This is a genomic window from Amycolatopsis sp. NPDC104863 (genome assembly GCF_055582965.1).
In genome coordinates this window covers 5,586-25,009 of sequence record NZ_JBVJOW010000012.1, presented here as the reverse complement: position 1 = coordinate 25,009, position 19,424 = coordinate 5,586, and the positions used below count along the sequence as shown (strand labels likewise).

The 19,424-nt window shown below is 73.0% G+C and carries 20 protein-coding genes; 13 read left to right on the top strand and 7 right to left on the bottom strand.

Translation table 11 applies throughout. The features are described 5' to 3' along the window. The first annotated feature begins 150 nt into the window (after nucleotides 1-150). On the top strand, nucleotides 151-969 hold the full coding sequence (locus ACZ63J_RS45615) for an LLM class flavin-dependent oxidoreductase (protein ID WP_465338920.1): 819 nt from the start codon (nucleotides 151-153) through the stop codon (nucleotides 967-969). Here ACZ63J_RS45615 and ACZ63J_RS45610 read toward each other — a convergent pair. Then, nucleotides 923-1,870 (bottom strand): threonine/serine dehydratase, encoded by a 948-nt coding sequence (locus ACZ63J_RS45610; RefSeq protein ID WP_465401407.1) that lies wholly within the window; start codon nucleotides 1,868-1,870, stop codon nucleotides 923-925. The genes ACZ63J_RS45615 and ACZ63J_RS45610 overlap by 47 nt on opposite strands. A 49-nt stretch (nucleotides 1,871-1,919) precedes the next feature. Further along, nucleotides 1,920-2,927: an aldo/keto reductase gene (locus ACZ63J_RS45605; protein ID WP_465401406.1), complete on the bottom strand. Its 1,008-nt coding sequence runs from the start codon at nucleotides 2,925-2,927 to the stop codon at nucleotides 1,920-1,922. Between the two features lie 143 nt (nucleotides 2,928-3,070). Between ACZ63J_RS45605 and ACZ63J_RS45600 the strand changes: the two genes are divergently transcribed. Further along, complete coding sequence (locus ACZ63J_RS45600; protein WP_465401405.1) at nucleotides 3,071-3,931, top strand: helix-turn-helix transcriptional regulator; 861 nt, start codon at nucleotides 3,071-3,073, stop codon at nucleotides 3,929-3,931. Here ACZ63J_RS45600 and ACZ63J_RS45595 read toward each other — a convergent pair. Further along, complete coding sequence (locus tag ACZ63J_RS45595; protein ID WP_465401404.1) at nucleotides 3,913-4,824, bottom strand: LysR substrate-binding domain-containing protein; 912 nt, start codon at nucleotides 4,822-4,824, stop codon at nucleotides 3,913-3,915. The genes ACZ63J_RS45600 and ACZ63J_RS45595 overlap by 19 nt on opposite strands. A 74-nt stretch (nucleotides 4,825-4,898) precedes the next feature. Between ACZ63J_RS45595 and ACZ63J_RS45590 the strand changes: the two genes are divergently transcribed. Genes ACZ63J_RS45590 through ACZ63J_RS45580 form a run of 3 tightly spaced genes read left to right on the top strand, consistent with a single transcriptional unit; the run spans nucleotide 4,899 to nucleotide 7,322 of the window. Beyond that, a complete protein-coding gene (locus ACZ63J_RS45590; RefSeq protein WP_465401403.1) occupies nucleotides 4,899-5,828 on the top strand; it encodes a DMT family transporter in 930 nt (309 codons plus the stop codon). A gap of 10 nt (nucleotides 5,829-5,838) precedes the next feature. Continuing rightward, a complete protein-coding gene (locus ACZ63J_RS45585) occupies nucleotides 5,839-6,735 on the top strand; it encodes an NAD(P)H-binding protein (RefSeq protein ID WP_465338915.1) in 897 nt (298 codons plus the stop codon). Continuing rightward, nucleotides 6,732-7,322 carry a lysostaphin resistance A-like protein gene (locus ACZ63J_RS45580; protein ID WP_465401402.1) on the top strand — a complete coding sequence of 197 codons (591 nt, stop codon included), beginning with the start codon at nucleotides 6,732-6,734 and terminating at the stop codon, nucleotides 7,320-7,322. The genes ACZ63J_RS45585 and ACZ63J_RS45580 overlap by 4 nt, the downstream gene beginning before the upstream one ends. Here ACZ63J_RS45580 and ACZ63J_RS45575 read toward each other — a convergent pair. Further along, nucleotides 7,319-7,573 carry a hypothetical protein gene (locus tag ACZ63J_RS45575; protein ID WP_465401401.1) on the bottom strand — a complete coding sequence of 85 codons (255 nt, stop codon included), beginning with the start codon at nucleotides 7,571-7,573 and terminating at the stop codon, nucleotides 7,319-7,321. The two genes, ACZ63J_RS45580 and ACZ63J_RS45575, sit on opposite strands and share 4 nt — an antisense overlap. A 154-nt stretch (nucleotides 7,574-7,727) precedes the next feature. Here ACZ63J_RS45575 and ACZ63J_RS45570 point away from each other — a divergent pair, with 154 nt between their 5' ends. From ACZ63J_RS45570 to ACZ63J_RS45560, 3 genes are all read left to right on the top strand, one after another. After that, nucleotides 7,728-8,546: a hypothetical protein gene (locus ACZ63J_RS45570; protein WP_465401400.1), complete on the top strand. Its 819-nt coding sequence runs from the start codon at nucleotides 7,728-7,730 to the stop codon at nucleotides 8,544-8,546. Nucleotides 8,547-8,652: 106 nt separating this feature from the next. Further along, nucleotides 8,653-10,431, top strand: a complete 1,779-nt coding sequence (locus ACZ63J_RS45565; protein ID WP_465401399.1) for a glycoside hydrolase family 76 protein — start codon at nucleotides 8,653-8,655, stop codon at nucleotides 10,429-10,431. A gap of 23 nt (nucleotides 10,432-10,454) precedes the next feature. After that, entirely contained in the window at nucleotides 10,455-11,060 is a 606-nt protein-coding gene (locus ACZ63J_RS45560) for a SecDF P1 head subdomain-containing protein (protein ID WP_465401398.1), read from the top strand. A 3-nt stretch (nucleotides 11,061-11,063) separates the two neighbouring features. Here ACZ63J_RS45560 and ACZ63J_RS45555 read toward each other — a convergent pair whose 3' ends face one another. Further along, on the bottom strand, nucleotides 11,064-11,537 hold the full coding sequence (locus ACZ63J_RS45555; RefSeq protein ID WP_465401397.1) for a MarR family winged helix-turn-helix transcriptional regulator: 474 nt from the start codon (nucleotides 11,535-11,537) through the stop codon (nucleotides 11,064-11,066). A gap of 82 nt (nucleotides 11,538-11,619) precedes the next feature. On the opposite strand from ACZ63J_RS45555, the gene ACZ63J_RS45550 reads away from it, so the two are divergent. Further along, complete coding sequence (locus ACZ63J_RS45550; RefSeq protein ID WP_465439951.1) at nucleotides 11,620-12,261, top strand: FMN-dependent NADH-azoreductase; 642 nt, start codon at nucleotides 11,620-11,622, stop codon at nucleotides 12,259-12,261. A gap of 37 nt (nucleotides 12,262-12,298) precedes the next feature. On the opposite strand, the gene ACZ63J_RS45545 is transcribed toward ACZ63J_RS45550, so the two are convergent. After that, a complete protein-coding gene (locus ACZ63J_RS45545; protein ID WP_465401395.1) occupies nucleotides 12,299-13,018 on the bottom strand; it encodes a M24 family metallopeptidase in 720 nt (239 codons plus the stop codon). 102 nt (nucleotides 13,019-13,120) lie between these two features. Here ACZ63J_RS45545 and ACZ63J_RS45540 point away from each other — a divergent pair, with 102 nt between their 5' ends. The 3 genes from ACZ63J_RS45540 (at nucleotide 13,121) to ACZ63J_RS45530 (ending at nucleotide 15,289) form a co-directional block, all read left to right on the top strand. Continuing rightward, complete coding sequence (locus ACZ63J_RS45540; RefSeq protein ID WP_465338906.1) at nucleotides 13,121-13,630, top strand: ATP-binding protein; 510 nt, start codon at nucleotides 13,121-13,123, stop codon at nucleotides 13,628-13,630. 1 nt (nucleotide 13,631) lies between these two features. Continuing rightward, nucleotides 13,632-14,597, top strand: coding sequence for a GlxA family transcriptional regulator (locus tag ACZ63J_RS45535; RefSeq protein ID WP_465401394.1), 966 nt, complete (start codon nucleotides 13,632-13,634; stop codon nucleotides 14,595-14,597). A 65-nt stretch (nucleotides 14,598-14,662) separates the two neighbouring features. Continuing rightward, nucleotides 14,663-15,289: a response regulator gene (locus ACZ63J_RS45530; protein WP_465313631.1), complete on the top strand. Its 627-nt coding sequence runs from the start codon at nucleotides 14,663-14,665 to the stop codon at nucleotides 15,287-15,289. Here ACZ63J_RS45530 and ACZ63J_RS45525 read toward each other — a convergent pair. Then, entirely contained in the window at nucleotides 15,270-18,665 is a 3,396-nt protein-coding gene (locus ACZ63J_RS45525; protein ID WP_465401393.1) for an indolepyruvate ferredoxin oxidoreductase family protein, read from the bottom strand. The genes ACZ63J_RS45530 and ACZ63J_RS45525 overlap by 20 nt on opposite strands. A gap of 155 nt (nucleotides 18,666-18,820) precedes the next feature. On the opposite strand from ACZ63J_RS45525, the gene ACZ63J_RS45520 reads away from it, so the two are divergent. Continuing rightward, a complete protein-coding gene (locus ACZ63J_RS45520; protein ID WP_465313633.1) occupies nucleotides 18,821-19,261 on the top strand; it encodes an Lrp/AsnC family transcriptional regulator in 441 nt (146 codons plus the stop codon). Nucleotides 19,262-19,424: the final 163 nt, after the last annotated feature.

Sequence of the window (19,424 nt, the reverse complement as noted above, 5' to 3'; positions counted from 1 at the left end):
GGGGACGCCAGATACCTCCCCCGCGGCCACGAGGGTGACGGGGGGGGAGTACCAGCTCGGCTAACCCTCGGCCGCGCTCCCGGCCTTGGGGCCACGCCCGGGCGCACCGGTGGTTGGATCGGGGTACCTGACAACCACGGGGGTGTTCCGATGCCGCAGAAGGCGTTCCGGTTCGGTGTGGTCGCGGCCGCGACCGAAGGCGGCGCGAAATGGCTCGCGACCGCGAAGCGCGCCGAAGAGCTTGGGTACTCGACCCTGCTCTGCCCGGACAACCTGAACCTGCCCACCCCGACCGCCGCGCTCGCGGCCGCCGCCGCGGTGACGACCGAGCTGCGCGTCGGCTCGTTCGTGCTGGCCAGCCCGCTGCGCACGGCCCGCGCCGCGGCGTGGGAGTCGCACAGCCTGAACGTGGTGACCGGCGGCCGGTTCGAGCTCGGCCTCGGCACCGGGCTGCCGACGATGCGGCAGCAGGCCGAAGAGCTCGGCCTGCCCTACGGCTCGGGGCAGGAGCGCCTCGACTCGATCTCCGAGACGATCGACCACGTCCGGCGCCTCGACGGCGACGCGCACACGCCGGTGATGGTCGCCGCCGGCGGCCCGAAGGCACGCCGGCTCGCCGGGGCGAAAGCGGACATCGTCACCCTCGCCGGCGGGGTGTTGACCACCCGCGAAGAGATGGCCGGGTACGTCGAGGAGATCCGCGCCGCGGCCGGCGACCGCGACCTCGAGCTGGCGCTGAACCTCTTCGTCGTCGGCGAGCAGGTGCCGCCGTGGATCCGCGGGTTCATCGGCGTCGACGCGGAAACGCTCATCGAGCACGACTCGCTGACCATGATCCGCGGCAGCCTCGACGACATGGCCGAGGAGCTCGAACGGCGTCGCGAAGAGCTGGGCGTCTCCTACGTCAGCGTCAACTCCGCGTTCATCGAGGAGTTCGCGCCGCTGGTGGCGCGGCTGTCGGGGAAGTGAGCGTCGCGGGGTCGATGTTGGCTCCGCAGAGCAGAACGGCGACGCGCTCGCCGGGCGCCGGGCGGTAGGCGCCGGCGAGCAGCGCGGCGAACGCCGTCGCCCCGCCGGGCTCGACGGCCAGGCGGTACTGGTCCCACAACGCGGCCCGGGCGTCGAGGATCGTGGTGTCGTCCACGAGGACCGAGCCCACGTTCGCGCGGGTGGCGACGGCGAAGGCGATGTCACCGAGGCGGGTCGCGCCGAGGGAGTCGGCGGCGACCCCGGACACCTCGACCGAGACCGGCGCCCCGGCGGCCAGCGCCGCGTTGAGCGTCGGCGCCGTGCGCGGTTCGACGCCGACCACGCGCGCCCGGCCCTCGACCGCGGCGGTGATGCCGGCCAGCAGCCCGCCGCCGCCGACCGCGACCAGGATCGTGTCGAGCCCCTCGACCTGCTCCAGCAGCTCCAGCCCGACGGTGCCCTGCCCGGCGCAGATCTCGGGCTGGTCGTAGGCGTGGCAGAACAACGCGCCGGAGTCCGCCGCGTGCTTCACGGCCGCGTCGTAGGCGTCCGCGTACTTGTCGCCGACCAGCTCGACGGCCGCGCCCAGCTTCCGCAGCTTCGCGACCTTCACCGCGGGGGCGGTCTCCGGGACGTAGACCCGCGCGGCCACCCCGAACTCCCGGGCGGCGTGGGCGACGGCGAGCCCGGCGTTCCCGCCGGACGCCGCCACCACGCCGGCCGCCGCGAGCTCACCCGCGGCGAGGATCCGGTTGAAGGCGCCGCGGGCCTTGAACGACCCGGTGTGCTGGAGCTGCTCGAGCTTGAACCACAGGCCGTCGTCCCCCGCGAGGACCGGCGTGCGGCGGACCCGGCCGTGAATGCGCGCGGCCGCCCGTTCGACATCCGAAGTGCTGATCACGGCTCCAGCATGCGCGTGGCCGCGCGGGCACGCCAGCACCGCCCTCGCGTCAGCGCCGCCGCAGCCGCGGGTCTTCGATCGCCGGGGCCGCCGCCCGGTAGTTGTCGTGCCGGTTGACCTCGGTGCCGGGCGGGACGATCTCGTCGATGCGGTCCAGCACGTCGCCGGGCAGCGGTCCCGCCGCGGTCAGCAGGTCGTCGAGCTGCTCGGGCGTGCGCGGGCCGATCAGCACCGACGTCACGGCCGGGTGGCTCAGCACGAACCGCACCGCCAGGTGCGTCAGCGGCATCCCGGCCTCGCCGGCGAGCTTCCCCAACCGGTCGACGGCGTCCACCCGCGCCCGGTTCTCCGGGATCGCCAGGTCGAACACGTCGGGCATGAGCCCGGCGCGGTGGCTTTGCGCCGGGTCGCGCCCGGTCAGCCAGCCGCTGGAGAGCGGGCCGTAGGTCAGCACGCCCATGCCGTGGCGCTGGGCCGTCGGCAGGACGTCGTTCTCGATGATCCGGGTCAGGATCGAGTACCGCGGCTGCTCGGTGCGGAAGCGGTGGTGCCCGCCCCGCCGGGCGGCCCACTGCGCCTCGACCATCAGCTCGGCCGGGAACGTCGACGACCCGATCGCGCGCACCTTGCCCGCCCGGACGAGCTCCGACAGCGCGCCGAGCGTCTCGTCGATGTCGGTGGTGTGGTCCGGGCGGTGCATCTGGTAGAGGTCGAGGTGGTCGGTGCCGAGCCGGCGCAGGCTGGCTTCCACGGCGCGCTTGACCCACCGCGGCGAGCCGCCGGCCTGGTTGGCGTCGGGGCCCATCGGCATGGAGAACTTCGTGGCGAGCACCACGTCGTAGCGGCGGCCCTTGAGGGCCTCGCCCACGATCTCTTCGGACTCGCCGTGGGAGTAGACGTCGGCGGTGTCGACGAAGTTGATCCCGGCGTCGAGCGCCGCGTGGATCATCCGCACCGATTCGGCGCGGTCGGTGTTGCCCATCGCGCCCAGCATCATGGCGCCGAAGGCGAAGCGGCTCACGGACATGCCGGTGCCGCCCAGGATTTCGCGTTCCATCTCGGTTCTTCCTCGTCTCGGGAACTGGTCTGCTCCCAGGTAACCGCCGGACACGGCCGGTTGATGGTCGCGAGGGAGGCCCCTTGCTACCGGGGGTCCAGCAGACCCCCGCACGAGCCCGGCCGCGGACCTAGGCTGGGGACATGAGCGAGGCCAACTCCGAACTGCGGGACTTCCTGCGGGCGCGGCGGGCCCGGGTCACCCCCGCAGACGCCGGGCTCGCCCCGGAACCCGGGGTCCGGCGCGTCCCGGGCCTGCGGCGCGAGGAGGTCGCGCGGCTGGCCGGGGTGAGCGTCGACTACTACGTCCGGCTCGAGCGCGGGCGGAACCTGAACGTCTCGGAGTCGGTGCTGGACGCGATCGCCCGGGCGCTGCGGCTCGACGAGACCGAGCGGCGCCACCTGTTCACGGTGGCCAAGCCGAGCCGCCGCCCGCGGCCCCTGCCCCCGCAGAAGATCCGGCCCGGGCTGCAACGGGTGCTGGAGACCCTGTCCGACGTCCCGGCGATCGTCACCGGGCGCCGGCTGGACGTCCTGGGCAGCAACCCGCTGGCCAAGGCGCTCTACCGCGACTTCGACGCGATGCCGCCGCGAGAGCGGAACATGGCCCGGTTCGTCTTCCTGGACCCCCTCGCCCGCGACCTGTACGCGGACTGGGCGTCGGCCGCCCGGAGCGTGGTGGCGACCCTGCACCTGTATGCGGGCCGCAACCCGCACGACCCGGCGCTGGCCGCGCTGGTCGGCGAGCTTTCCGTGCGGGACCAGGACTTCCGTGGCTGGTGGGCCGAGCACGACGTCTACCAGCGCACCCACGGCACCAAGCACTACCGCCACCCGGTGGTGGGCGACCTCGTCCTCGGCTACGAGGCGCTGACCCCGACCGGCGACCGGGACCAGGTGCTCGGGGTGCACACGGTCGAACCGGGCTCACCGTCGGAGGAGGCGTTGCGGCTGCTGGCGAGCTGGGCCGCCGAACCGGCGCAGTCTCAGCGCGGGCCTTCGTAACGAGCGGACGCGGCGCGCAGCGCGTCCAGGCACGCGCGCACCGCGCCGTGGTCTTCCTCGCCCGTGCGGCAGATCGCGTAGATCGTGCGGGTCAGGGGCGGGCGCGTGGTCAGGACGCGGACGCCTTCCGGTAGCCGCTCGCGGGCCAGCCGGGGGACCAGCGCCGCACCGACGTTGCCCGCCACCAGGGCCAGCTGCGTCGGGTAGCTGCCGACCGTGCAGGTGATCCGCGGCTCCAGCCGTTGCTTCCGCAGCACCTGCACGAGCCATTCGTGGCATCCGGACCCGGCGCTCCAGCCGATCCACGGCAGATCGTCCACTTCGGACAGTTCGACGGCCTTGCGGTGGGCCAGCCGGTGACCGGCGGGGAGCACGAGGTCGGCGACGTCGGCGAACAGCTCGATCCGCGTCGTCGACGGCGGGATCACCGTCGGGCGGTCGGTCCAGCTCTCCACCACCGCGACGTCGAGGTCGCCGGCCGGCACCCGCGGCATGGTCTGTTCGGCCTCACCCTCGTTCAGCGTCACCGCGAGGCGTGGGTGCTGCGCGGCGAGCGTGGCCAGCGCGGGCGGCAGGAGCGCGTGGACCGTCGTCGGGATCGCGCCGACCCGCAGCGGCCCGATGACGTCTTCGCGCAGCAGCTCCAGGTCCGCCTTCGCCTCGGCGACCTGCGCGAGGATCCGCTCGGCGTGCCCGGCGAGCACCTGGCCCGCCTTGGTCAGCCGGACCCCGCGGCCGCGCGGCTCCAGCAGCGGCTGGCCCGCCTCCCGCTCCAGCTTCGCCAGCTGCTGGGACACCCCGGACGGCGTGACGTGCAACGACGCGGCCGCCGAGGCGACCGAGCCCTGGGTGGCGACGGCGTGCAGCGCACGCATCCGATCCAGTCCGAACACGGTAGAAATGCTACCGGATTCTCCGCAGAAACATTCGCTTGTCCTTGACAGTCGAAGACCGCAGGCTGGAGGACGTGACCACGACCGCGACCCGCCCCACGCCCGCCCTGCCGCTGACCCAGCGCATCGACCCGCGTCTGCTCGCCGCGCTCGGCGGCTTCTGCATCTCCCTGTCGTCGGTCTTCATCAAGGTCTCGCACGCCAGCGGCGCCACGAGCGCGTTCTGGCGCTGCCTGCTCGCGCTTCCGGTGCTGGTCGCGCTCGCCGCGCGGGAACGGCGGAAGGCCGCCCCGGGGACCCGCCGCCGGGTCCTCTTCCCGCTGCTGGCCGGGGTCGGCCTCGGCCTGGACTTCGTGCTCTGGGGCGAGGCGATCCCGCGGGTCGGCGCCGGCATCGCGACGGTGCTGCTGGCGGTGCAGGTGATCATCGTGCCGGTGCTGGCGTTCGTGTTCCTGTCCGAACGGCCGGCGAAGCGGTTCCTCGTCGCCGTGCCGGTGCTGCTCGGCGGGGTCGTCCTGGCCGGCGGGTTCGCCGGGACCGGCGCGTTCGGCCCCGACCCGGTCACCGGCGCGGTCGCGGCGCTGCTGGCCGGGGCCGGGTACGCCGGGTACCTCTTCCTGATCCGGCTCAGCGGCGGCCACGGGACGCAGTCGTGGTCCCTGCTGCTGGCGACGCTCTCCGCCGGTGTGGTCGCGGTGGTGCTCGGCGTCCCGTCCGGCACGCTCGACTTCGCGCCCGGGTGGTCCACGTTCGGGTGGCTCGCCGCGCTCGCCGTCATCGGCCAGCTGGTCGGCTGGCTGCTGATCTCGGCCGCGCTGCCGCGGATGTCGGCCACCGCGGGGGCGACGCTCATGCTGCTGCAACCGGTCGGGGCGGTGCTGCTGGGGATCGGCCTGCTCGGCGAGTCGCCCGGGGTGCTGCAGCTCGTCGGCTGCGCGGGAGTGGTCGCCGCGGTCTGTTTCGCCGGCACCGGGCGTTCTGCGGGCCGGCGGGACCCCGGTTAACGTCGCGGGCATGCGAGTACTGGTGGCCGGGGCTTCGGGGTTCGTCGGCAGCCGGTTGTGCCCGGCGCTGGAAGACGCGGGACACGAGGTGCTCGCGATGACGCGGCACCCCGCGAAGTACGAAGGCGCCGGGAAGGCCGTGCGCGGCGACGTCGCCGATGTCGGGTCGTTGCGTGACGCGCTGAAGGGCGCCGACGCCGCCTACTACCTCGTGCACTCACTCGACAGCGCGGACTTCCAGCGCCGGGACGCCGACGCGGCCCGCGCCTTCGCCCGCGCGGCGGCCGACGCGGGCGTGCGCCGGATCGTCTACCTCGGCGGGCTCGGGGACGACGACGATTCGCTGTCCGAGCACCTGGCCAGCCGGCGCGAGGTCGAGCGGCTGCTGGGGGAGACCGGCGTGCCGGTGACGGTGCTGCGCGCCGGGATCGTGATCGGGCACGGCGGCACGTCGTGGGAGCTGACCCGCCAGCTGGTCGAGCACCTGCCCGCGATGGTCACCCCGCGCTGGGTCGGCACCCGCACCCAGCCGATCGCGATCGCCGACGTCGTCCGCTACCTCGCCGGCGTGCTCGACCACCCGGAGGCCGAGGGCCGGACGTTCGACATCGGCGGCCCCGAGGTGCTGGCCTACCGCGACATGCTGCAGCGGGTGGCGGCGATCGAGGGCCGGCCGCTGCTGATCGTGCCGGTGCCGCTGCTGTCGCCGAAGCTGTCCTCGTACTGGCTTTCGCTGGTGACCGACATCGACGTCACGACCGGGCGGGCGCTGATCGACTCGATGACCAACGAGGTCGTCGTCCGCGACGACGCGATCCGCCGGATCGTCGAGTTCGAGCCGCTGGGCTACGACGAAGCCGTGCTGCAGGCGCTGGGCGAGCGGGCGAAGAACCGGCGGCCGGCGTGACGAAGGGGTTCCTGGCCGCGGTGACGGCCGGCGGGTCCGGGCTGCTCGGCGCGTCACTGGCCAGCAGTTCGGGTTCGCGCCGCTTCCACACGCTCACGGCGTCGGTCGCCGCGACCTGGCTGAGCGGCGCGGCGGCGGCCGGCCCGGTCCGGCGCGGGCGTCCCGACGTCGTCCAGCCGGTCCTGGCGGGCGCGGCCGCGTTCGCGGTGTTCTACGGCGGCGCCCTGGTGGCCCGGCACATCCCGCTGCTGCGCCGGGCGATCACCGGCGTGCTCGACCACGCGCATCGCGGCTCGACCCCTTCGGTGGCGGTGACGACCTTGGTGACGGGCGCGGCCGAGGAGGTCTTCTTCCGCGGCGCGGTCTACGACGCGTTCGGCGCGCGCGGCTCGACGGCGGTGTACGTGCTGTCCACCACGGCGACCCGGAATCCCGCACTGGTACTGGCATCGGCGGCCATGGGGACGCTTTTCGCGGTGCAGCGAAGCCGGTCCGGCGGGGTGCAGGCGCCGCTGCTGACCCACGTCGTGTGGTCGGCGCTGATGCTGGCCTTCATGCCGCGCCTCTTCCCGCCGGAGAGCACCTAACGGCATCGGCGCGCCCGGCTGCGGCGTGCCCGGTAGCCGAAGCCGGCCGCGGCGCACGAAGCCGCTCCGGCCGCGACGGGTGACACGCCGGCGGTGGCGAGGACGAGGACGAGCTCACCGACGATCAGGGTGGTGATCCCACCCACGACGTACAGCAGCCTGCGCATGTGGCTCGCGCGGGCCCGGGAGCTCATCACCCACCGCAGGAACGTGAACAGCTCGGCGGACGTCGTCGTTCTTGATGTCTTCATGCCTCCAGGAGACCGTCTCCGGCGCGAGATTCCCAGCGAACGGAACGAGCCCGGACAACTGCGAACCGGCGCGGACGAGAGTGGACACGCCGGGACGTAACACACCGGACGGCTGCCGCGACCGACTGGTGTGATCGCAGCCCCGCCCCCCGCCTTGTTCGACGACCTGGACCCGGACCGGGCCGCCGGTGTCGAGGACTTCGCCGGCTTGCTGCGGCAGGTCAGAGCGCGGTCCGGGAAGACCTACGACGAGCTGGCCAAGTCGTCGGCCAACCAGCCGAAGTCCCTGGCCCGCTCGACGATGACCGCCCTGTTCGCCGGGGCCCGGCTGCCGCGCGAACACCAGCTGGTGACGATCCTGCTGGCCTGCGGGTTCGCCAGTGACGCGCTCGGGCCGTGGCAGCGGGCCCGCGCGCGGATCGAGACGAGCACCGCTTCGTCCGAGCTCGGCCTGGTCATCAAGAACGACCTCAACGACTTCTCCCAGGACCTCGGTGACCGGCTGGCCGAGGCGCGGCAGGAGGTCGCCGAGCTGAGGCAGCGCGAGCAGGACCTCGCGGCCCGGCTGGCCCGTGAAGAGATCAAGTGCCGTCAGCTCGAAGACGACCTCGCGCGGCTGCGGGCCGACTGCACGGCCGGGGGAGCGGTCATCTCGCCCGGCGACGTCGAGTACGAGCAGGAGCTGCGCGCGCTCCACGCACGGGAACGCGAGCACGTCGAGAACATGCGGGCCGAGCTGGCCGAGATCAACCAGGCGCGGCGGCACGCGGAAGAGCAGGTGGAGCTCGTCGCCGCGGAGTCCTCGGACAACGAGCTGCAGCTCAGCCGGGTCATCGACTTCATGGAGCTGCACTTCACGCGGGCGGAGTACGAGCGCCGGAAGCGGGAAGAACTCGAACGGCAGCTGAAGGAGGCGCAGGACCAGCTGTCCCAGCTCCGGCGAATCCTGGCGATGTACCAGAATCCCGCCTGAACGGGCAATCACTGTCCGGAACGAGCCAGAACCGGGCGGATTCCTTCAGGTTCGCGCCGCCGTTCCCTACCCTGGAGCCACCCCCGGTGCGTGGAGAGGGATGTCGATGCGGACATTGCTCGTGGTGCTGCTCGTCCTCGGTTCCCTGAACCCGATCCCCGCCGCGGCGGCGACGGCGGTGTGTGTCACCTCGTGTGACACGCTCGATCCGTCGAAGGCCGCGCGGGAGAGCTTTCCGTTGCCGGACAAGGTGATCAACAACCGCGTGCTGCGGTTGCACGCCTCCGACCCCGACGGCATGGCCTGGGCCAGCATCGACAACGGCGTCGCCGGCGACGGTGTCTGGCTCGACCGCTCGTGGGACGGCGGCGCCACCTGGGAAGGCCTGCTGGGCAAGGCGACCGTCCCCGGCTCGTGGACCGGCACGCGCACGCTCATGTACAACCTCACCGATCCGGCGCACCACCGCCGTGGCCTGGTCCGGGCCTGCGGTGACGCGCAGGGGGTCGGCTGCACCGCGTGGATCTACCCGGCGGTGTGCGACGCCGCCTGTGACGGCAGCGCACCCGGCGCCGGCGACAGCCAGCCGGTGGCGCCGACCACCCTGTTCGGGCGCACCATCCGCCTGCACTTCGACGGCCGCGGCCTGGCGTGGGGGAGCATCGAGGCGGGCGGCGCCGGGGACGAGATCTGGCTCGACCGCTCCTGGGACGCGGGCGCGAGCTGGCCGGACGGCTCGTCGCTGGGCCGCACCGGTGTCGCCGCGGGCGCGACCGGGCGCGGCACCACGGCGTTCGCGACGCGCGATCCCCGCGGCCGGCTGTTCGGCGGCGCCGTGCGGGCGTGCGGCCGGGAAGCCGCGCACGCGCAGGGAAGTTGCACGGCCTGGGCGCGCCCGGCCACGACCCGCGCCGCCGGGGCGCTCGACGCGCTGATGTGGTCCTACGACCCGTACACCGCGTGGTGGCCGTCGAGCTGGTGGAACTCGGCGGTCGCGGTGACGGCCGTCGCGGACGCCGGTGGTTTCGACGGCGCGCTGGCCCGCACCTTCGACGTCAACCGGGCCGCGTTCCCCGCCAGGGCCCGCAGTTCCGACCCGATCGACGGGCACTTCGTCAGCCGGGCGATCGACGACAGCGCGTGGTGGGGCCTGGCCTGGATCGCCGTCTACGACCGCACCCACGACGCCCGCTACCTGACCGAAGCGACGACGATCGCCAGCTACGTCAACGGGTTCTGGGACACCGGCACGTGCGGCGGCGGGGTCTGGTGGGACCGCGAGCGGACGTACAAGAACGCCGTCACGGCCGGGTTGTACCTGCGGCTGACGGCGTCCCTGCACACCCGCGTCGCGGGCGACACCGTGTGGGGACAGCGGGCCAGGACCGCGGGCGACTGGTACCTGAACAGTGGTCTGGTCAACGCGTCCGGACTGGTGAACGACGGCCTGACGGGGTCGTGCGCGAACAACGGCCAGACGGTCTGGACCTACAACCAGGGCCTCGGCATCGGCGGCCTGGTCGAACTGTGGCGCGCCACCGGCGTCGGGTCCTATTTGGACGCCGCGCGGCGGCTGGCCGACGCGGCGATGGCCCGGCTCACCTCGAGTGGGGTGCTCGTCGAGTCCTGCGACACCGGCACAAGCTCGTGTGACGACAACCAGAAGCAGTTCAAGGGCATCTTCATGCGGTACCTCGGCGACCTGGCCGCGGCGACGGGCTCGGCGACCTACCGCGCCTTCGCACAGCGGCAGGCGGACGCGCTGTGGACGGGCGACCGGGACCCGCTGAACCGGATCGGCCAGCGCTGGACCGGGACCACGCCGAACGTGACCGACTGGCGGCCCCAGGCGTCCGGGCTCGAAGCGGTCCTGGCGGCCGGGTAGGCCCGCACGCGAGAATGAGCGACGTGCGGAAACTGCTCGCGGCCGTCGCCGCCCTCGTTGTGGTCGCCGGGTGCCAGTCCCCGGTCGCGGGGCACGCCTGGCCCACCGGGTTCGTCGTCAAGGACGGGACGGTGCTGCGGTTCCGCCCGGTCCTGACCGAGGTGCCGGCCGGGCCGGCGACGGGCCCGGCCGCCGAGCGGCAGAGCACCGATCCCGTCGTCCAGCAGGCCGCCGCGCGGGGGTTCGACTGCGCCCAGGGGAAGCCCGACCCGCTCGACGGCCGCGACGATCCCGCGTTGCCCCTGATCAGCTGCGACCGCACGCTGGGCACGAAGTACGTCCTCGGGCCCAGCTTCCTCGGCGGCGCGGACGTGAGCCGGGTGGACGCCACCGTCGATCCGCAGACCGGCGGTTCGGTCGTCAACCTCAGCTTCACGGCCAAGGGCACGAAGATCTGGGCCGAGTGGACCGGGCAGAACGTCGGCTCGCAGGTCGCGATGGTGCTCAAGAGCCGGGTGCTGACCGCGCCGGCCGTCCAGTCCGCCATCACCGGCGGCGAAACGCAGATCACCGGGAAGTTCACGCTGCCCGAGGCCCGGCAGCTGGCCCGCGACATCGCCGGGGGCTGAGCCTCAGCAGTCCGAGACGCCGCCCGTGCAGGCTTCGGTGTCGGACAGGCTCGTGGCCTGGTGGAGCAGTTCGTAGAGCGTCTCGCGCTGGTCGTGGCTGAGCGCGCCGAACACCTCGTCCTCCACCGCCGCGAGCGCGAACTCGGCGCGGGCCAGCAGCTTCGCGCCGACGTCGGTGAGCTCGACGACGTGGCGCCGCCGGTCGACGGGGGAGCGGCGGCGTTCGACCAGGTTCTCGGCCTCGAGGTCGTTGAGCAGCCCGACGATGTTCGTGCCGTCCATCTCGAGGATCTTCGCCAGGTCCTGCTGTGAGCTGCCGCCGCGGTCGCGCAGCACGGTGAGCGCGAGCACGTGCCGCGGCCGCAGGCCGAGCGGGGCCAGCACCGACTCGCTGCGCAGCCGGATCCGGCGCCAGAGGTGGTCGAGCAGCGCGCCGCACCGGTGGGGCGGCTGGTTGACGACCGGCAACGAGGTCATCCGCCCAGTATATGGGCACATCGATGGTGCATGTGCTATTAATGGTTTGTCCAACACCAACGATCTATGGGCGGCTAACGACATGGCGCATCTCCTCCACATCGACTCGAGCATCCAAGGTGAGCGCTCGGTGAGCCGGCGGCTCAGCGCCCGGGCCGCGGCCGCGTGGCGCGCCGCGCACTCCGGCGGCACGGTCACCTACCGTGACCTGGGCGAACACCCGCTCCCGCACCTCGACGCCGCGAGCGGGTCGGCCCGCGCGATCCCGCCCGAGCAGCACACGCCGGCCCAGGCCGCGTCGTGGGCGCTGACCCAGGAGCTGGTCGCCGAGATCAAGGCGGCCGACACCGTGCTGCTGGGCCTGCCGGTCTACAACTACGGCGCGCCGAGCAGCGTCAAGGCGTGGGTGGACCACCTCATCGCGCCCGGGCTGTCGGTCGACCACGAGACGATGACGGGGCTGCTGGGCGGCCGCGAGTTCATCGTGCTGGCCTCCCGCGGCGGCGGGTACGGCGAGGGAACGCCCCGCGAGGGCTGGGACCACGCCGAACAGTGGCTCCCGCACGGCGTCGCGCTGACCGGTCTGGAGCCGCGGTTCATCACGGCGGAGCTGACGCTGGCCCCGGTCAACCCGGCGATGGCGGAGCTCATCCCGCTGGCGGACGCCAGCCTGGCGACGGCGGAGAAGCTCATCGACGAGCTGTGGGTCCCGGCGCGGGTCTGAAGCCCGGCCTGAGCGCCCCGAGGCCACCTCGGGGCGCTCAGGACTCCGCGGCGCTCGGACCGAGGGTCAGCAGCTGCTCGAAGAACCCGCCGATCCCCAGGTCCCGGTCCACGAGGTGGACCTCCAGGATCCAGTGCGACGTCTGCCCGTTGCGGTCCGGGCGCCGCATCGGGCCGTCGCTGCCCGGCGCGATGTAGGAGTCGATGCGGTCGCCGTCGATCGTCTCGTGCGGGAACTGGCCGACCAGGTGCCCCGCGATCGCGCCGCCGAACTCCCAGCCCGCTTCCCGCGCCAGCTCGACCATGTGCGCGTACAGCTGCGCGCCGGTGATGTCCGGCCGGGCGGCGAAGTACGCGCGTCCGGCGTCGAAGACCGGGGCCAGCGCGGCACACAGGCGGTGCTTGACCGGGTCGTCGCCCAGCACGAACGTCCGGCCGAAGTCCGCTTCCCAGTCCTCGAAGATCGGGCCGAAGTCGGCGAACACGATGTCGTCCTCGGCGAGCACGCGGTCCGGCGGGTTCTCGCGGTAGGGCCGCAGTGTGTTGACGCCCGCGCGGACGATCCGCTTGTGCCAGTAGCGGTGGATCCCCAGCAGGTCACCGGCCAGGTCGCGGATCGCGTTGCTCGCCTCGGTCTCCCGGACGCCGGGCGCCAGGATCCCGCGTTCCTCGACGGCCGCGAACAGTTCGACGGCCTTCGCCTGCGCGTCCAGCAGCCGTGCGGCGCGCTGCGCCTCGTCCTCCACCAGCTCACCCATGGCCCCGACGGTAGCAACGCGAGCACAGCCGGTACCGTGCCGCCGGAGGCCGGGTGGCAAGATGCTGGACCCGGCAGTCGACCTGGGCGAGGAAGGTCAGGCTTGAGCGCGCACACCTCCCAGATGGACGATATCCGGCTGGTCGCGCAGCCCAGCGCGCTGCCGGTCACGGAACTGTTCGTCCGCCTGATTCTCACCGACTGGTCCCTGCTGCCGATGCTGGAGCAGGTGACCGCGACCGCGAAACGGCTGGTCGAGACCGTGATCGACGCCGGCGACCCCCGGTCGCCCGCCTTCGTCACGCTCCGGCTGCGGCTCCGCGCCGAAGTGCTGTCCGTCGAGGTCGACGACGACGTGCCCGGGCTGCCGGAGCCGAAGGTCGCCGGGCCGGGCGAGCGCGTCGGCGTCACCCCCGGCGTGGGCGGGGCCCGCACCACGTGGTGCGAGCTCGAGCTGCCCGGCGGGATGAACGCGCGGCAGGTGCGCCTGCCGCGGCGCCAGGACCGCCGGACCCTCGTCGACGAGCCGGTCACCGGCGCTCCGGTCGCCGCCGACCCCGAGGTGCTGGAGCGCCTGCTCAACCGCCTGAGCGGCTGGTCCGGCACGGGCTGAAGTGCGTTCCCGGACCGTCCTCGTCGTCCTCTACGACGGCGTCCGCCTGCTCGACGTCTCGGGCCCGCTGGAGGTCTTCGCCGAGGCCAACGCGCACGGCGGGCAGTACGTGCTGCGAACGGCGTCGCCCGGCGGCGCGGACGTCCGCCCCAACACCGGCACCCGGCTGGGCGCCGACCTCGACCTCACGACGGCCGACCCGCGCGGCGCGACCGTGCTGGTGCCCGGCGGGCCGGAATGGGTCCGCACGATCGCCGACACCGAGCTGGTCGCGCAGATCCGCCGGCTCGCCGACGGCGCGAGCCGCACGGCCTCGGTGTGCGCGGGCGCGTTCGCCCTGGCCGCCGCAGGGGTCCTCGACGGGCGGCGCGCCACCACCCACTGGGACCTCACCGACCAGCTCGCCCGCCGCTTCCCGCTCGTCCGGGTCGACGCCGACGCGATCTTCGTCCAGGACGGCCCGGTCATCACCTCGGCCGGCGTCACCTCCGGCATCGACCTGGCGCTCGCGCTGGTCGAGGCGGACCTCGGCGCCGAGACGGCCCGGCTGGTGGCCAAGCACCTGGTCGTCTTCCTGCAGCGGCCGGGCGGCCAGTCGCAGTTCAGCGTCCGGCTGGAGACCGGCCGCCCGCGCACCGAGCTGCTGCGGGCGGTGCTCGACGCCGTCGCGGCCGACCCGTCGGCTTCGCACACGCTCGACGACCTGGCGGGCCGCGCCGGGGTCAGCACGCGGCACCTGACCCGCCTGTTCCACGAGGAGCTCGGCCTGACCCCGGCCCGGTTCGTCGAGCGGGTGCGGCTGGAGTTCGCCCAGCAGCAGCTGGAGACCACGACCGACCCGCTGGACGTCGTGGCGCGGCGATCGGGCTTCGGATCCACGGAGACGCTGCGACGCGCCTTTGCGCGCGGCCTGGGCGTGACACCGAGCTACTACCGGGCCCGCTTCCGGACCACCGGCATCGGCTGAACCGGACACACCCGCCCATCCGTGCATCCAGGCAGGGAGAGGCGTGGAGCGAGGAGGCAGCCGCCGTGCGGATCGTGATCGCGGAGGACGACGCCCTGTTGCGGGAGGGACTGGTGCTGCTCCTGCGCAGCGAGGGTTTTGCCGTCGTCGCGGCCGTCGACCACCCGGAGGACCTGGTGGCGTCGGTCGAGACGGAGGCCCCGGACCTGGCGGTCGTCGACGTCCGGCTGCCACCGACGTTCACCGACGAAGGGCTCCGCGCGGCGCTGGAAGCCCGGCGGCGCGCCCCGGGCCTGGCGATCCTCGCGCTGTCCGCCTTCGTCGAGGACGGCTACGCGGGTGACCTCCTGGCCGCGGACGGCGGCGGCGCGGGGTACCTGCTCAAGGAGCGCGTGGGCCGCCCCGGCGAGTTCCTGGACGCCCTGCGCCGCGTCGCGGCGGGCGGCACGGTGCTGGACCGCGACGTCGTCGCCGTCCAGCTGGCCCGCCGCCGCCCCGGTGACCCGGTGACGTCGTTGACGGCCCGTGAGCGCGAGGTCGTGGCGCTGCTGGCCGAAGGCCATTCGGTGCCGACGATCGGCCGGCTGCTCGGCATCGGCACCGCGGCGGCCCGGCAGCACGCCGGAGACGTCAGCGCGAAGCTGCGCGTCCCCGACGAGGCCCAGGCGATGCTCAGCTACTTACGAGCGTGAGCAGCTCGGCCTTCTTCTCCCGGTAGCGGGCGACGTTGGCGAGCTTGACGTCTTCGTAGCCGCGGACCAGGTCCGGCAGCTCGGCCAGGGCCAGCACCCGCGCCCGGTCGACGTCGGCGGCCCGGAACGCCTCGAGCACGGTGCCGCGGTAGTCCTCGACCAGTTCGCGCTCGACGCGGCGCACCTCGGCACGGCCGAACGGGTCGAACCGGGTGCCGCGCAGCCGCCGCAGCGCGTGCAGCAGCCGGAACGCCGGCCGGAACCACGGGCCCAGGCTGATCTTGCGCTTCATCCCGAGCGCGCGCAGCACCGGCGGGTGCAGCCGGTAGGCGAACCGCGTGCCCTCGCCGAACTGCTCGGCCAGCCCGGTCACGAACGCCCGGTCGAGCGACAGCCGGGCGACCTCGTACTCGTCCTTGTAGGCCATCAGCTTGTACAGGTGCTTCGCGACCGCTTCGGTGACCTCGGTCGGCCCGTCCTCCAGCACCCGCACCCGCTCGACGAACTCGGCGTACGCGCGGGCGTAGGCCTCGTCCTGGTAGGCGACGAGGTCCGGGACCCGGATGTCGAGCACCCGCGCCAGCTCGGACCCGGGCGCCGCGTGCACCAGCGCCCGCGCCGCCGGCTGCGCGACCGGGACCGCGGCGGTGGGCGACGTCGTCAGCGCGTCCGGGTCGGCGACCAGCTGGCGGCCGCGGCGGAACGCCTGGACGTTCGCGGCGACCGCGGTTCCGTTGAGCTCGATCGCGCGCTCGATCACCGCGGCGGGCAGCGGGATCACGCCGGTCTGGTAGGCGGCGCCGAGCTGCAGCACGTTGGCGAACTGGTCGTCGTCGAAGAGCGTCTCGGCCAGGCCGCGCGCGTCGAGCGAAACCGTGCGCGCCGCCGCTGCTTCAAGGGGAGCCAGGACACTGCCGGGGTCCGGGAAGGACACCGTCGTGTCGACGACCATCCGGCCGGTCGGGACCTCCGTGGTGGAGACGACGGCGGTCGTGCGGGCCGGGTCGGCGACCCCGAGGTTGGTCTGGTCGGCGCCGACCAGCGCGTCGCACGCCAGGTAGAGGTCGCATTCGCCGGTGGCCAGCTTCGGGGCCTGCTCGACCGGTTCCGCCGTCACCTTCAGGTCGGACACCACCGCGCCGCCCTTCTGCGCGAGCCCGGTCTGGTCGAGCGTGCGGACGTGCCGCCCGTCGAGCACCGCGGCGGTGGCGAGGATCTGCGTCACCGTCACCACGCCGGTGCCGCCGATGCCAGTGATCCGGACCGTGAAGTCCTTCGTGGCCGCCATCGCCGGCGCGGGGACGGCGTCGGCGGCCAGCTCACCGAGCTTGCGGCGCTGCTTCTTCCCGGTCGGCACCACGGTGACGAACGACGGGCAGTCCCCGGCGAGGCACGAGTAGTCGACGTTGCACGACGACTGGTGGATCGTGGTCTTGCGGCCGAACTCGGTCGCCACCGGCTGCACCGACAGGCAGTTCGACTTGGTGCCGCAGTCGCCGCAGCCTTCGCAGACGCGTTCGTTGATGACGACGCGCGTCGCGGGCGTCTCCTGCTTGCCCCGACGGCGTTTCCGCCGCTTCTCGGCCGCGCACTCCTGCTCGTGGATGAGCACGGTGACGCCCTTGACGGCGGCCAGTTCCTCTTGCGTTGCCAGCAGTTCCGTGCGGTCGCGGACGTCGACACCGCCGGGCAGCTTGCGGCGGCGCAGCTTGCCCGGCGCGTCACTGGTGATCACGACCCGCTTCGCGCCTTCGACGAGCAGCAGCTCGGCGACCTTCTCGACGGGCAGTCCGCCGACGGCGTCCTGGCCGCCGGTCATCGCCACGGCGGAGTTGTAGAGCAGCTTGTAGGTGATGTTCACGCCGGCGGCGACCGCCGCGCGCACGGCGAGGCTGCCGGAGTGGGTGAACGTGCCGTCGCCGATGTTCTGCACGAAGTGCTCGGCCTCGACGAACGGCGCCATCCCGATCCACTGGGTGCCCTCGCCGCCCATCTGCGTCACGCCGAGGACGGTGCCGACCTGGTCGGGTTCCATGAACAGGGCCATCGTGTGGCAGCCGATGCCGCCGCCGACGAGCGTGCCTTCCGGGACCTTCGTCGACGAGTTGTGCGGGCAGCCGGAACAGAAGTACGGCGTCCGGGCGAGCAGCGGCACCGAGATGCGCTCACGGCGACGGCGCGCCTTGAAGGCGTCTACCGACGGGATGCCTTCGGGCAGCCGCCGGGCCAGGCCGGTCGCGACGCCGTCCGGGTCCAGCTCGCCGAGCTCCGTGAACAGCGTCCGGCCGTCGCGGTCCTTCTTGCCGGTGATGGCGGGCGCGCCGGGGACGCCGTAGAGGACTTCCTTGAGCGCGGTTTCGATGAACGCCCGCTTCTCCTCGACCACGACGATCTCCTCGAGGCCGTCGGCGAACTCGCGGACGATCCCGGGTTCGAGCGGGTGGATCGCGCCGAGCTTGAGCACCCGGATGCCGTGCTTCGCCAGGCCTTCTTCGTCGAGGCCCAGCGCGCGAAGCGCCTGCTGCAGGTCCAGGTAGGACTTGCCGGCGGACACGATGCCGATCCGGTCGGCCGGTCCCTGGTGCGTGATCCGGTTGACACCGCTCGCGCGCAGGTACTCCAGGGCGAGTGGCAGCCGGACGGTGAAGAGGCTGCGCTCCAGCTCGGCGAGGCTGGTGCCGAGCAGCCGTGACGTCGGTGTGTGGCGGTAGGCCTTGGCGAGCTCCGGCGCGGTCCACTGTGGACTCACGACCGCGGTGCCGGACGCGTCGGCGACGTTGGCCACGACCTTGAGCGACGTCCAGAGCCCGCTCGCCCGGGACAGCTCGACCGCGTGCATCCCGAGGTCGAGGACGTCCTGGGAGTCGACCGGGTAGAAGATCGGGATCGCCAGGTCGGCGAGGGCGAGCTCGGACGCGCACGGGACCGTCGAGGACTTGGCGTTCGGGTCGTCGCCGACCAGCGCTACCGCGCCGCCGCGGGGATCGGTGCCGGCGAGGTTGGCATGACGGAGGGCGTCGGAGGCGCGGTCGAGGCCGGGCGCCTTGCCGTACCAGAACCCGGTGACCCCACGCCGCCCGCCGGCGCCCGCGACCAGCTGGCTGCCCATCACCGACGTCGCGGCCAGCTCCTCGTTGAGACCTGGCCGGTGGACGACGTCGTGCTTCTCGAGCAGCTTCGCGCGGCGGCCGAGCTCGAGGTCGTAGCCGGCCAGCGGCGAGCCCTCGTACCCGGAGACGAAGACGGCGGGGTCGCCGCCGTGGGCGCGGTCGTGGCGGACGCGGTCGAACAGCAGCCGGACCAGGGCCTGCACCCCGGTCAGGTGCACGGTCCCCGCCTCCCGCAGATAGCGGTCCTCCAGCGTGAACGTCTCCACGATGCGGTCCTCTCGTCCGGGTGTGCTTCGGGGCACAGTGCGGCGCGCGTCACCCTTGCGCAACAGGCGTCGCCGGATCAAGGTCTCACACGCAAATTTCGGCGGGCATCCGCGTCGGCTGGCTCGGATTTTTGCGCGAAGTTAGGCTCGGGCGCATGACCGACGAGCTGCTCGACGCGACCGACCACGAGATCCTCGGCCTGCTGCGCGAGGACGCCCGCCGTACGCTCTCCGACATCGCCGGGCGGGTCACCCTCTCGACCGCCGCGGTCAAGAGGCGGATCGACCGGCTGCGGGAGACCGGGGTGATCACGGGGTTCACCGTTCAGGTCGACCACGCGAAGCTCGGTTGGGGGATCGAGGCGTTCACCGAGTTGCGGTTTGTCGGGAATACGAAGGTTGCTGAGATCCTGCGTACTACCACTCGGATGCCGGAGGCTCAGGCTGTCTTCACCATTGCTGGGGATCCAGATGCTCTTGTTTGGCTGCGGGTTCGGGATATGGCTCATCTGCAGACCACTATTGATGAGATTCGGCGGCATCATCAGGTTACTGGGACCAAGACTCTGATTGCTTTGGAATCCTGGGCTCGGTGAGTTTCCTCCGTCGGTGCGGGTTTAAAGATGCGGCTTCGCCGGGGCGGGGGGGGGGGGGGGGGGGGGGGGGGGGGGGGGGGGGGGGGGGGGGGGGGGGGGGGGGGGGGGGGAGGGGAGGGGGGAACCCCATTTGTTTTTTTTGTTGTTCTTTGGGCCGGTGCGG